The sequence below is a fragment of the Nitratireductor mangrovi genome, from assembly GCF_007922615.2.
Classification (GTDB): domain Bacteria; phylum Pseudomonadota; class Alphaproteobacteria; order Rhizobiales; family Rhizobiaceae; genus Mangrovimarina; species Mangrovimarina mangrovi.
In genome coordinates this window covers 3,615,772-3,628,070 of the sequence record NZ_CP042301.2, presented here as the reverse complement: position 1 = coordinate 3,628,070, position 12,299 = coordinate 3,615,772, and the positions used below count along the sequence as shown (strand labels likewise).

The 12,299-nt window shown below is 65.8% G+C and carries 11 protein-coding genes; 7 read left to right on the top strand and 4 right to left on the bottom strand.

What is annotated here, in order from left to right; all coding sequences use genetic code 11:
* Positions 1 to 123 precede the first annotated feature (123 nt).
* The 3 genes from FQ775_RS17715 to FQ775_RS17705 all read left to right on the top strand — a co-directional run bounded on the left by FQ775_RS17715 (position 124) and on the right by FQ775_RS17705 (position 1,687).
* Complete coding sequence (locus tag FQ775_RS17715; RefSeq protein WP_146298706.1) at positions 124 to 825, top strand: biosynthetic peptidoglycan transglycosylase; 702 nt, start codon at positions 124 to 126, stop codon at positions 823 to 825.
* Between the two features lie 146 nt (positions 826 to 971).
* A complete protein-coding gene (rpmF, locus tag FQ775_RS17710) occupies positions 972 to 1,154 on the top strand; it encodes a 50S ribosomal protein L32 (protein ID WP_146298705.1) in 183 nt (60 codons plus the stop codon).
* Positions 1,155 to 1,285: 131 nt separating this feature from the next.
* A complete protein-coding gene (locus tag FQ775_RS17705) occupies positions 1,286 to 1,687 on the top strand; it encodes a hypothetical protein (protein ID WP_146298704.1) in 402 nt (133 codons plus the stop codon).
* A gap of 4 nt (positions 1,688 to 1,691) precedes the next feature.
* Here the strand turns inward: FQ775_RS17705 and FQ775_RS17700 are convergent, their stop codons facing one another.
* Positions 1,692 to 2,123: a GlcG/HbpS family heme-binding protein gene (locus FQ775_RS17700; RefSeq protein ID WP_146298703.1), complete on the bottom strand. Its 432-nt coding sequence runs from the start codon at positions 2,121 to 2,123 to the stop codon at positions 1,692 to 1,694.
* Between the two features lie 109 nt (positions 2,124 to 2,232).
* On the opposite strand from FQ775_RS17700, the gene FQ775_RS17695 reads away from it, so the two are divergent.
* A complete protein-coding gene (locus FQ775_RS17695) occupies positions 2,233 to 3,822 on the top strand; it encodes a gamma-glutamyltransferase family protein (protein WP_349291486.1) in 1,590 nt (529 codons plus the stop codon).
* A gap of 4 nt (positions 3,823 to 3,826) precedes the next feature.
* Here FQ775_RS17695 and phaR read toward each other — a convergent pair whose 3' ends face one another.
* Entirely contained in the window at positions 3,827 to 4,438 is a 612-nt protein-coding gene (phaR, locus tag FQ775_RS17690) for a polyhydroxyalkanoate synthesis repressor PhaR (RefSeq protein ID WP_146298702.1), read from the bottom strand.
* A 267-nt stretch (positions 4,439 to 4,705) separates the two neighbouring features.
* On the opposite strand from phaR, the gene FQ775_RS17685 reads away from it, so the two are divergent.
* Entirely contained in the window at positions 4,706 to 5,893 is a 1,188-nt protein-coding gene (locus FQ775_RS17685; protein ID WP_146298701.1) for an acetyl-CoA C-acetyltransferase, read from the top strand.
* Between the two features lie 111 nt (positions 5,894 to 6,004).
* The gene (gene phbB, locus FQ775_RS17680) at positions 6,005 to 6,727 is read left to right on the top strand and encodes an acetoacetyl-CoA reductase (RefSeq protein WP_146298700.1); all 723 of its coding nucleotides are present in this window, start codon (positions 6,005 to 6,007) and stop codon (positions 6,725 to 6,727) included.
* A gap of 27 nt (positions 6,728 to 6,754) precedes the next feature.
* On the opposite strand, the gene FQ775_RS17675 is transcribed toward phbB, so the two are convergent.
* Both FQ775_RS17675 and aqpZ read right to left on the bottom strand, forming a co-directional pair.
* Entirely contained in the window at positions 6,755 to 7,288 is a 534-nt protein-coding gene (locus FQ775_RS17675) for a DUF922 domain-containing protein (protein WP_167813035.1), read from the bottom strand.
* Between the two features lie 187 nt (positions 7,289 to 7,475).
* A complete protein-coding gene (aqpZ, locus tag FQ775_RS17670) occupies positions 7,476 to 8,165 on the bottom strand; it encodes an aquaporin Z (protein ID WP_146298698.1) in 690 nt (229 codons plus the stop codon).
* A 399-nt stretch (positions 8,166 to 8,564) separates the two neighbouring features.
* Here aqpZ and FQ775_RS17665 point away from each other — a divergent pair, with 399 nt between their 5' ends.
* On the top strand, positions 8,565 to 12,272 hold the full coding sequence (locus FQ775_RS17665) for a S4 domain-containing protein (protein ID WP_146298697.1): 3,708 nt from the start codon (positions 8,565 to 8,567) through the stop codon (positions 12,270 to 12,272).
* The last annotated feature ends 27 nt before the right edge of the window (positions 12,273 to 12,299 follow it).

The window sequence follows — 12,299 nt, the reverse complement described above, 5'->3', positions numbered from 1 at the left end:
GCAATTGGCGGCGCGGTCAAGCCTGTCCTGCCAGGCATGAACGCTCCGCCGTTGCAAGGGGCGAAGCTGCCCTCTATTGCGGGAGGGCGCTGTTTCGGCGAAGGCGGCATGGCGGAGAAGGCAATGGCAAGGCGCAAGCCGCGCAAATCGAAGGGCAGGATCTGGCTTCGCCGCATCGTCGTCGCCGGACTGCTCCTCGCATTGCTGCCGGTGGCGCTTTCGGCGCTCTACATCGCTCCCTTCGTCCACCCGCTCTCCACGCTGATGATGAAGGATCTCGTGACGGGCAGCGGCTACGACCGGCGATGGGCGGCGATCGGCGACATTGCCCCGGTGCTCGTTCATTCGGTGATGATGTCCGAGGACGGCCAGTTCTGCTCTCACCGTGGCATCGACTGGGGCGAACTCAACGTCGTGATCGACGATGCGCTTTCGGGCGAGCCGACGCGCGGCGCGTCGACCATTCCGATGCAGACCGTCAAGAACCTTTACCTCTGGCACGGCCGTTCGCTGCTGAGAAAGGCGATCGAGGCGCCGCTGGCGATCGTCTTCGACGCGATCGTGCCCAAGAGGCGGATCATGGAGATCTATCTCAATATCGTGGAATGGGGGCCGGGCGTCTATGGCGCCGAAGCCGCGGCACAGCATCATTTCGGACGCTCGGCCAGCGACTTGTCGCGCCGGCAGGCGGCGCTGCTCGCGGTCACGCTGCCCAACCCGCGCGAACGCAATCCTGGCAAACCCACCAAGGCGCTCAACAGGCTTGCTGCCACCATCGAAAAAAGGGCAGCGGGCGCTGGCGATTACGTCGCCTGCGTTCGCTGACCGACGCTCAAAAAAAGTAGGCGCCGCGGCTGGTCAAATGCCGCATCAGCGTGTATAGGCACGCGACTTCCGAGACAACGCCTGCCGAAACGGTCCTTTTTGAGAAGGGCGCGGCGGGCACCGACTTGAGTGATGGAGCAGGATCCATGGCTGTACCGAAACGAAAAACCTCACCGTCGAAGCGAGGCATGCGTCGCTCCGCCGACGCGATCAAGGCTCCGACCTATGTCGAGGACCGCAATTCCGGCGAACTGCGTCGCCCGCACCACATCGACCTGAAGACGGGCATGTATCGCGGCCGCCAGGTTCTGGAGCCCAAGGAAAGCTGATCGCTTTTCTACGCGGGGATTGAGATGGCCGGCTTCGCGCCGGCCTTTTTCGTTGGCGCCGGCGCGCTGGCGCTTGACGGAACGGACGCGGCGGCTACACCGGTGGCACGGAACTGCCACGGAGCCGCGCCATGCTGGGCCACGTCCCCCTGCTGATCATTCCTTTCATTCTTTACAATCTCGGCCTTGCCGGCATGTTCGGCGGCGGCGCCGATCCGTGGGCGCAGCCGATGATCTCGGTGCCGATGATGTCCGGCGGTGTCTTCGCCATGACGCTCGGCGACCTGATGATCGTGATCGGGCTCGTGCTCCTGTTCTTCGAGATCATGAAGTCGACCCGGACATCAAATGCCTCGGTTCTCGACCATCTGCTGTCGACCTTTGTCTTCGTTGCCTTTCTGGTCGAGTTCCTGCTGGTGCGCGGGGCGGCGCATTCAGTGTTTTTCATCCTCACCGTGATTACTTTGGTCGATCTGGTCGCCGGGTTCTCGGTGTCGATCCGCTCGGCCGGGCGCGACGTCAGCTTTCACTGAGGCGTCAGCCGCCGTCGGCGGCGAACCCCGCGGCTTCGATCGCAGCCCTGGCGGCGGCCTCGTCATTGTCGGAGGTATCGCCGGTGACGCCGACCGCGCCAATGACCTCGCCCGCCGCGTTCTTCATCAGCATGCCGCCCGGTACCGGCACGATGCGGCCGCCGGAAACGTCGGAAAGGGCTGCGATGAAATGCGGGCGATCGCGCGCGGCGCGGTCGATGGCGCGCGAGCCCATGCCGAGCGCCAGTGCGCCATAGGCCTTGCCGAAAGCGATCTGAAAGCGCATCAGCGACGAGCCGTCCTGCCGTTGGTAGGCGACCAGATGGCCGCCGGCGTCGAGGACGGCGACCGCAATCGGCTTTAGGGCAAGCCGCGCCGCCTCCTCGAAGGCTGAACTTATGATCGCGTTTGCCGTTTCCAGTGACAGCATGTTCATCCTGGCCCTCCCTTTGGCTGGAGGTTAGGTCTATCGAAGCCGCCCGCGAAACTGTAGGCGCGTGTCGTGTAAATAGTTTCGCCGTATCGTCGGCAATCAGAGGGCAAGCATGATGCGTGATTTTGACAGGACGGGCCGCTCCCCGGTGATTGCGGAAAACGGCATGGCGGCGACGTCACATCCGCTGGCGACAATGACGGCCCTTTCAATCCTCAGGGATGGCGGCAATGCGGTCGACGCCGCGATCGCGGCCGCGGCCACGCTCGCGGTTGTCGAGCCGCACATGACCGGGATCGGCGGCGACTGTTTTGCCATCATCGCCGAGCCGGACGGATCGGTGCACGGACTGAACGGGTCCGGGCGGGCGCCGAAGGCAGCGAGCGCGGCGCGTTATCGCGAGATGGGGCATCGCCAGATGCCGCAATCCGGAGCGCTGAGCGTGACGGTGCCAGGCGCCATCAAGGCATGGGAGACGTTAGCGGCGCGCTTCGGTACACGCGGGCTCGGGGTCCTCCTTTCGGACGCGATCGGGTACGCCGAAGAAGGTTATGCCGTTCACCCGCGTGTTGCCCGCGACTGGCAAGGCCTTGTCGAGGGTCTCGCGGCCGACGCAGGCGGTTCGCGCCACTATCTGGCCGGCGGCCGGTCGCCCAAAGTGTTTTCACGTCATCGCGTGCCGGCGCTCGGGCGTACCTTGCGCGCCATCGCGGGCAAAGGAGCGTCGGCCTTCTATGAAGGCGCGATCGCAGCGGAGATGGCGGCCGTCGTACGGGCGGGCGGTGGGTTCCTCGACGAGGAAGATCTGGCCGCCGTCACCGCCGACTGGGTTGAACCGATCGGGACCCGCTATAGAGACTACGACGTTCTGGAAATCCCGCCCAACGGGCAGGGCATCACGGCGCTGATCCTGCTCAACCTGTTTGCCGCCACGGGGGCGGGCCGGCTGGCCGCCGACAGCGCCGAGCGCTACCACCGGATGATCGAATGCGCGCGAGCAGCCTACAATGTCCGCGATCATCTGGTTGCCGACCCGGCCGCGATGGCGGTGTCTCCCGAGACATTGTTGTCGCCGCAAGTCACGGCCTCACTTGCCCGCAACATCGACCCCGGCGGCCGCAACCCGCATCTGGAGCTGCCGCCGCTCCCCGACTCAGACACGGTCTATCTCACCGTCGTCGACCGCGACCGCCGCGCGGTCTCCTTCATCAATTCGCTTTATGCGGGTTTCGGCGCCCGGCTGGTGACGCCGGAATCGGGCATCGCGCTGCAGAATCGTGGCGCCTGCTTCACGCTGGAAGAAGGCCATCCCAACGAGCTTGGACCGGGCAAGCGGCCGATGCACACCATCATTCCCGCCATGGTCATGAAGGATGGTCGCGCGGCATGTTCCTTCGGCGTGATGGGCGGGGCCTATCAGCCGATGGGGCATGCGCATGTGCTCTCCAACATGCTCGACCACCAGATGGACCCGCAGCAGGCGCTCGACCATGCCCGCATATTCTGGGGCGACAGCGAGGTGTTGGGCGCGGAGAGTGGAATCCCGGGCGCGGTGCGCGGGCGGCTCGCAGAGCTGGGCCACCGCGTGGCCGACGCGCCCAATCCGCATGGCGGCGGGCAGATCGTCGCGATCGACCATGAGAGCGGGTTTCTGATCGGCGGCTCCGACCCGCGCAAGGACGGGCTGGCGCTCGGCTGGTAGACCGTCAGTCCTTGCTCATGGAATCGATCTTGCGCTGCATGGCGGCGATCTGATCCTTGAGCTCGCGCAAATCGTCGGCGGGCTGGTCGTCCGGCTGCACGTCTTGCTCTTCGCCGTTCGCCTCGCCGGTGCCGGCGGGCGGGAACGGCGTGAACATGCGCATGGCGTTCTGGAACATCTCCATGTTGCGGCGGGTCTGCTCCTCGATCGCCTTCATCGGCGTCGACATGTTCATCATTTCCATCGGCGACTTGCCGAGGGCCGTCTTCATCTGCTCGCGAAAGCGCTCCTGCTCCTTGGCAAAGGCGATCATCGACTGCTCGAGAAAGCTCGGCACGATCATCTGCATCTGGTCGCCATAAAACGAGATCAACTGGCGCAGGAACGAGACGGGCAGCATGTTCTGCCCTTCCTTGTTCTCAAGCTCGAAAATGATCTGGGTCAGCACCGGGTGTGTGATGTCGTCGCCGGACTTGGCGTCCTGTACTGTGAAGTCCTCGCCGCGCTTCACCATTTCGGCCAGGTCTTCCAGCGTCACATATGTGGACGTGCCGGTGTTGTAGAGGCGGCGATTGGCGTATTTCTTGATGATCACCGGATCGTCCTTGCCTGGCACGCGAACCTCCCTGATTGCCGAACGAAGCTTCGTCGGCGGTCACGACATGTCGCACATTTCAGGATAGGCGGAAACCCGCATCGATTGAAAGCGGTTTGTGCAGTGCAGGAGACAGGGTGCCGCGCCGCATCAAGCACCATGTGTGCCAGTCCGGTCTGCACGCGAGGCTTATGATCGGGTGGCTGATTTCCCGTTTGACTCATGTCATGGTACGGGCAAGAAAAGTCATGGCCCATGCCGGCCAACTCGACAGAACGGGAGACAGTGATGTCCGCTTCCAATGCCATCGTCATCGCCGCCGCGGCCCGCACGCCGGTCGGTTCCTTCAACGGTTCCTTCGCCAATACGCCCGCCCATGAGCTTGGAGCCGTGACGTTGAAGGAGGTCATGGCACGGGCAGGCGTCGATGCCGGGGAAGTCGACGAGGTGATCCTGGGCCAGGTCCTGACCGCCGGGCAGGGCCAGAATCCGGCCCGCCAGGCCTCGATCGCCGCGGGCCTGCCGAAGGAGACGACCGCCTGGGGTCTCAACCAGGTTTGCGGCTCGGGCCTGCGGGCGATTGCCATCGGCATGCAGCAGATCGCAACCGGAGACGCCAAGATCATCGCCGCGGGCGGCCAGGAATCGATGTCGCTGTCGCCGCACTGCCAGCATCTTCGCGCGGGCGTGAAGATGGGCGACTATGCCATGATCGACACCATGATCCGGGACGGCCTGTGGGACGCCTTCAACGGCTATCACATGGGCATCACGGCTGAGAACGTGGCGCGCCAGTTCCAGATCACCCGCGACGATCAGGACGCCTTCGCGCTTGCCTCGCAGAACAAGGCCGAGGCGGCCCAGAAGGCGGGCAAGTTCAAGGACGAGATCGTGCCGGTGACGTTGAAGACCCGCAAGGGCGACGTCGTCGTCGAGAACGACGAGTATATTCGACACGGGGCGACCATCGAGGGCATGCAGAAATTGCGTCCCGCCTTCGACAAGGAAGGTTCGGTGACCGCAGCCAATGCCTCCGGCATCAATGACGGCGCCGCCGCCGTGATCCTGATGAGCGAGGAAGAGGCCACGCGGCGGGGCGTCACACCGCTGGCCCGCATCGTTTCCTGGGCGACCGCCGGCGTCGACCCCAAGATCATGGGCACCGGCCCGATCCCGGCCTCGCGCAAGGCGCTCGAAAAGGCCGGCTGGAAGGCCGAGGACCTCGACCTGGTCGAAGCCAACGAGGCCTTCGCGGCGCAGGCCTGCGCGGTCAACAAGGACATGGGCTGGAACCCGGAAATCGTCAACGTCAACGGCGGCGCGATCGCCATCGGCCATCCGATCGGCGCCTCCGGCGCGCGCATCTTCAACACGCTCGTCCACGAGATGAAGCGCCGCGGCGCGAAGAAGGGGCTGGCGACGCTGTGCATCGGCGGCGGCATGGGCGTCGCGATGTGCGTCGAGGCGATGAACTGAGGCAGTAAGGCAATAGGGGAGTAAGGCCGTAGGAAAGGGAGGCGAAGCGGCAGCGCAAACATGCTGCCCTGCTGCCCTACTGCTTTACTCCCGCTACATGGGAGGAACCACATGTCACGAACGGCACTCGTCACCGGAGGCTCGCGCGGCATCGGCGCAGCGATCTCCGTCGCGCTCAAGAAAGCCGGCTTCAACGTTGCCGCCAACTATGCCGGCAATGACGAGGCGGCGTCGAAGTTTACCGCCGAGACCGGCATCAAGACCTACAAATGGTCGGTAGCCGATTACGACGCGTGCGCCGACGGGATCGCCAAGGTCGAGGCCGAACTCGGCCCGGTCGACGTGCTGGTCAACAATGCCGGCATCACCCGCGACGCGCCGTTCCACCGCATGAGCCGCGAGCAGTGGATGGAGGTGATCAACACCAACCTCAACGGCGTCTTCAACATGACGCATCCGCTCTGGAACGGCATGCGCGAGCGCAAGTTCGGCCGCGTCATCACCATCTCCTCAATCAATGGCCAAAAGGGGCAGTTCGCGCAGGCCAACTATTCCGCTTCCAAGGCCGGCGATCTCGGCTTCACCAAGGCGCTGGCCCAGGAAGGCGCGCGCAACGGCATCACCGTCAACGCGATCTGCCCCGGCTATATCGCCACCGACATGGTGATGGCGGTTCCGGAGAAGGTGCGCGAAGGCATCATCGCGCAGATACCGGTCGGTCGCCTGGGCGAGGCCGACGAGATCGCGCGCTGCGTGGTGTTCCTGGCCTCGGACGAGGCCGGCTTCATCACGGGATCGACGATCTCGGCCAATGGCGGGCAATATTTCGCCTGATCGTCGAGCGTCTCGGAGGGCGGACACCTAAAGCAGCCGCTTGATGCCCTTGCGGGTCCGGTTGTCGAAGGCGCGCTGGCTGCCGAGGTGTTCCTTCTTGTGGCGGGCGATCAGCTCGTTCGCCTTTCGGCGTAAAATCCAGCAATTGTCCTCGGCGCGCATGCGGGACAGCGCCTGGGCCATGCGCCGGGCGTGGCGCTTGGCGATCTTCACATGCTGGAATTCATGGGCCCGGATGGCACGCTCGAAGCGTGCGGCGAGCCGCTTCACCGAACGCGGCGCGTCGTCCGGCCCCTTCCATTGCGGCAACTTGAGCGCGATGCGCAGCCCGACATCGGCGTCCCTGATACGGCACGCGCCGCTCTTCGTCTCGAAGCGGTAACCGGGAAAGAAGTCGATGAAGCCGATGCCGTAAGCGGAGCCGCCACGCGGGCCGTGGCGCTTGACCGAGGCCAGCAACTCGGCGTGAGAGCGTCCGGCGATCGGGTAATAGCGCTCCGTGACTTCGGTGCCCTTGACGGTCCAGCCGCCAAGGAACAGCAAGCCGGCAAGCAGCCCCACGGCCGTGCTGCCAAGCCGGCCTCGCCGGAGGTCACCGGCCTGTGCGGCCGGATGTGTTCTAGCCACCCCGCGCATGTCGGCGTGTCGCCTCCCTGCCTATGGCCATCATGGACCACAGGCAGGGTATTGCCAACCGTTGGGTGGAACCTCAGCCGGGCCGCGGCGCGCCCCGACTGAGGTCGACGGCTCAGTCGTCGCCGAAGAGGACGCGATGGACAATTCCGGCCAGCGCAGCGCCGACGATGGGGGCGACCCAGAACAGCCATAATTGCGCCAGCGCCGGCCCGTCCGCGAACAGCGCGACGCCGGTGGAGCGCGCCGGGTTCACCGAGGTGTTGGTGACCGGGATCGACACAAGGTGGATCAGAGTCAGCGCCAGCCCGATGGCGATCGGGGCGAAGCCGGCCGGCACGCGATCCGTCGTCGCACCCAGAATGATGATCAGGAACATGAAGGTCATGACGACCTCGATGACCAAGGCGGACAGAAGCGAATATCCACCCGGGGATGCTTCACCATAACCGTTGGAGGCAAACCCGCCGACCGACACGAAGTCAGCCTTGCCGCTGACGATGACATAAAGAACGATCGCTGCGACGATAGCGCCGATCACCTGAGCGATGACGTAGGGGATCAGATCCTTGGCCGCGAAGCGGCCGGCAACCAGAAGTCCGATAGAGACGGCAGGGTTGAAGTGGCCTCCGGAGATGCCGCCGACGGCGTAGGCCATGGTCAGCACGGTGAGGCCAAAGGCCAGCGCCACACCCAGCAACCCGATCCCCACCTCGGGGAAGGCCGCCGCCAGAACGGCGCTTCCGCAGCCAGCAAATACGAGCCAGAACGTGCCGAGAAACTCGGCCGCAAGACGCTTCGACATGGTGTCCCTCCAAGGAAGTCTGACGAGAGCGGCCCAGGCAGAGAATCAGCCGCGCAGGGACTTTAGTCAGTTTCCGCAACGGCAACCATAGAGGGAGATCAGGGTGGCGCCTCGCGAAGCTGAAATGTCGGCGCTGGGCCGATTTTCGATCCGCCAGCCGCCGTGTTCAATTCCTTTCGGCGGGCACCGCGAACAAACCATGAATCAGCCCGAGTCAGCGATTCGTTCCAGACTCGTTCCAGACTCGTTCCGGTTGTGGCCGTGTTCTCGCGGGTGTTCGCGATTGAGTTCTGGCGGGAAAGCCCCTATGTCTGGCCGCGACACGGCGCGGCCGGCGGGCCGGAACCTCACCGGGCGACTTGACGGGGCAATGGCACGAAGGGCCTATCTGCCGATCCGATGAACATCCAGCAGAAACAGAATGCGCCGCTGATTCTTTCCGGGCGGGACGTCACAGCCGTGCTCGGACCGACCAACACCGGCAAGACGCATCTCGCCATCGAACGCATGGTGGCGCACGAGACCGGCGTTATCGGCCTGCCGCTCAGGCTGCTGGCCCGCGAGGTCTATCAGCGTGTCTGCGACAAGGTCGGCGCCCAGCACGTCGCGCTGGTGACCGGCGAGGAAAAGATCCAGCCGCCGGGCGCGCGCTATTTCGTCTGCACGGTGGAGGCGATGCCGCGCCAGACCGATGCCGCCTTCGTCGCCATCGACGAGGTGCAGCTTGCCGGTGACCTCGAGCGCGGGCACATCTTCACCGACCGTATCCTGCATTTGCGCGGCCGCCAGGAAACGCTGCTTCTGGGCGCGGCTACCATGCGCGGCATCCTCGAGCGGCTGCTCAAGGGGCTGTCGGTCGTCACCCGGCCGCGCATGTCGCATCTGGCCTATTCAGGCTCCAAGAAGATCACCCGGCTGCCGCCGCGCTCGGCCATCGTGGCGTTTTCGGCGGACGAGGTCTACGCCATCGCCGAGCTGATCCGCCGCCAGCGCGGCGGCGCGGCGGTGGTGCTCGGCGCGCTCAGCCCGCGCACGCGCAATGCTCAGGTCGCGCTCTACCAGTCCGGCGATGTCGACTACCTGATCGCCACCGACGCCATCGGCATGGGGCTTAATCTCGATGTCGACCACGTCGCCTTTGCCCAGAACCGGAAATTCGACGGCTACCAGTACAGGCAACTGACCGCGGCAGAACTCGGCCAGATCGCCGGTCGCGCCGGGCGCCACATGCGCGACGGCACCTTCGGCGTCACGGGTCAGGTCGATCCGCTCGACGAGGAACTGGTGACCAAGCTCGAAGGGCACGATTTCGAGCCGGTCCGGGTACTGCAATGGCGCACTGCCGATTTCGATTTTGCCAGCGTGGAAAGCCTGCAGCGCTCGATCGACACGACGGCTCCGGTCGAGGGACTGACACGCGCGCCGCCCGCCGTCGACCAGCAGGCGCTCGAGCATGTCCTGCGCGACGATCGCATACGCGGCCTCGCAGACAGGCCGGCGCGTGTCGAACTGCTGTGGGAGGCCTGCGCACTGCCGGACTATCGCAAGATCGCGCCGGCCCAGCATGCCGACCTGATTGCAGCGATCTTTTCCGACCTCGCGCGGCGAGGCCATGTCGACGAGGACTACCTGGCCGAGCAGGTGCGGCGCGCCGATTCCACCCAGGGCGAGATCGACGCGCTGTCGCAGCGCATTGCCCAGATCCGCACCTGGACCTTCGTTTCGCACCGGCCCGACTGGCTGGCCAATCAGGCACACTGGCAGGAAAAAACGCGCGAGATAGAAGACCGGCTGTCGGATGCCCTGCATGAGCGGTTGACGAAACGCTTCGTTGACCGCAGGACTTCCGTCCTCATGAAGCGCCTGAGAGAAAACACGATGCTTGACGCTGAGATCAATCCGGCCGGCCAGGTCCTCGTGGAGGGCCATCATGTCGGCGAGTTGCAGGGCTTCCGCTTCACCGCGGACCAGTCCGCCGGCGGCGAGGATGCCAAGGCCGTGCGCGCTGCGGCGCAGAAGGCATTGGCACAGGAGTTCGAGGCGCGTGCCGACCGTTTCGCCGCGGCTGCCAATGGCGATCTGGCGCTCGGCTCCGACGGGGTCATGCGCTGGATCGGCGCACCGGTGGCCACGCTGGTCGCAAGCGAGGAGCCGCTCAGGCCGCGCGCCGTGCTGCTGGCCGACGAACAACTGACCGGTCCGGCGCGCGACAAGATCGCTGCCCGGGTCGATCGCTTCGTCACCTATCAGGTCGACACCCAGCTCAAGCCGCTTGCCGATTTGCGCGGTGCCGAACATCTTTCAGGCATTGCGCGCGGCATCGCCTTCCGCCTGGTGGAAAATCTCGGCATTCTCAATCGGCGCGACGTCGCCGAGGACGTGCGCTCGCTCGATCAGGATGCGCGTGCCGCGTTGCGTCGGCTCGGGGTACGGTTCGGGGCCTATCACATCTTCGTTCCCGCACTTTTGAAGCCAGGTCCGGCCGGCATGCTGACGCTGCTGTGGGCGCTTCAGAACGACGGCAAGGACAAGCCCGGCTTCGGCGACGTCGTCCATGCGCTTGCCTCTGGGCGCACGTCGCTCGCCTTCGAGCCGTCATTCGAGAAAGAGTTCTACCGGCTGGCCGGCTTCCGACTGCTCGGCCGGCGCGCGGTGCGCATCGACATTCTCGAACGGCTTGCCGATCTCATCCGCCCGGCCCTCGGCTGGCGTCCCGGTACCGGCGCGCGGCCGGATGGCGGCTACGACGGCAACGCCTTCGTCGTCACCCCGGCCATGATGTCGATCCTCGGAGCCACTGCCGAGGACATGGAGGAGATACTCAAGGGCCTCGGCTATCGGGGAGAGCCGCGTCCCGCCGAAGAGGTCAAGGCCAAGATCGCGACACTCGACGCCGAGGCTGCTGCGGCGGCCACCGCCGCCAGCCAGGCGCGCGCCGAGGCCAGCACCGAAGAGGTCGCGCAGGCACCCGTAGCGGAGCCGGCTTCAGATGGCGGTGAAGCCGCCGAGACGGTGGCTGACACGGCAGCGAGCGATACCGATGCGTCTGTCGTGGAAAGTGCGCCTGTCGGCGCCGAGGCCCCGGATGCTTCCGCTGCGGCTGTCGCTGCGTTGGATGTTGGGACCCAGGTCAATCAGGGGACCGAAGCCGAACCGGTTGCGAATGCCGAGGCGGATGCGAGCCCTGCGGCTGCGACAACCGTGGCCGAAGCGCCAGCAGCGGAGGAGGCGCAGCCTGAACCGGCCATTGCGGCCGCGGGCGACGGAGCGGCCGTTGCCGACAATGTCGCGCCGGCGACCGCCGGGGAAACGGTACCATCCGCCGCAGTCACCAACGGGGCGGCATCCGAGGTGGGGGCGCCTCTAGAAGCGGCGGTTGCAGAGGCGGCGGTGGAGTCGAGCGTTGGCTCGGACGATGAGGTGGAGGAAGCCAAGCCGATCATCCTCTGGCGGCCCGGGCAACGGCAGCGCGGCGGCCGTCCGCAGCACCAGCAGCGCAACGCGCGCCCCGATCACGCCCGCAAGCACGGCAAGCCGCGCTTCAAGGGCAAGGGCGGTCAGGCAGCGCAGGGCGACGGCGCGGATGGCAAACCCAACCGGCAGCAGCGCGGCGGCAACCGCAAGCCGTCGTCGCGCCCGCGCGAGGAGCGTCCGCAGCGCATCGATCCCGACTCGCCCTTCGCCAAGCTCGCCGCGTTGCGGGACCACCTGAAAAAAATAGCGGCGATGGCAGGCCCGGAGCGCCAGCGCATCGACAAATGGCTGTTCTTCGCGCGCGTGGTGAAATCGCGTTCGCTGGCGGCACGGCTGGCGCAGTCAGGCGCGGTTCGGGTCAACAGCATCAAGATCGACCAGGCGGCGCATCAGGTGCGGGCCGGCGACGCTCTGACCATAACCCTGGAGCGGCGTATCCTCGTCTACCGGATTGTCGACACCGGGACCCGCCGCGGTCCGGCCGTCGAGGCGCAGGCGTTGTATGAAGATCTGACGCCGCCGGCACCGACGACCGCAGCACCCAAAGCCGGCTCCGCGCTCCGTGACGCAGGCACTGGCCGGCCGACCAAGAAGGAGCGGCGCCAGCTCGAGCGGTGGCGCGACGGTCACTAGCGGCTCTCTTTCGAGATTTGCCTTCGG

Coding starts and splice junctions, on each gene's coding strand:
- FQ775_RS17715 (WP_146298706.1), top strand. CDS start 124: ATGGCAAGGCGCAAGCCGCGCAAATCGAAGGGCAGGATCTGGCTTCGC.
- rpmF (WP_146298705.1), top strand. CDS start 972: ATGGCTGTACCGAAACGAAAAACCTCACCGTCGAAGCGAGGCATGCGT.
- FQ775_RS17705 (WP_146298704.1), top strand. CDS start 1,286: ATGCTGGGCCACGTCCCCCTGCTGATCATTCCTTTCATTCTTTACAAT.
- FQ775_RS17700 (WP_146298703.1), bottom strand. CDS start 2,123: ATGAACATGCTGTCACTGGAAACGGCAAACGCGATCATAAGTTCAGCC.
- FQ775_RS17695 (WP_349291486.1), top strand. CDS start 2,233: ATGATGCGTGATTTTGACAGGACGGGCCGCTCCCCGGTGATTGCGGAA.
- FQ775_RS17685 (WP_146298701.1), top strand. CDS start 4,706: ATGTCCGCTTCCAATGCCATCGTCATCGCCGCCGCGGCCCGCACGCCG.
- phbB (WP_146298700.1), top strand. CDS start 6,005: ATGTCACGAACGGCACTCGTCACCGGAGGCTCGCGCGGCATCGGCGCA.
- aqpZ (WP_146298698.1), bottom strand. CDS start 8,165: ATGTCGAAGCGTCTTGCGGCCGAGTTTCTCGGCACGTTCTGGCTCGTA.
- FQ775_RS17665 (WP_146298697.1), top strand. CDS start 8,565: ATGAACATCCAGCAGAAACAGAATGCGCCGCTGATTCTTTCCGGGCGG.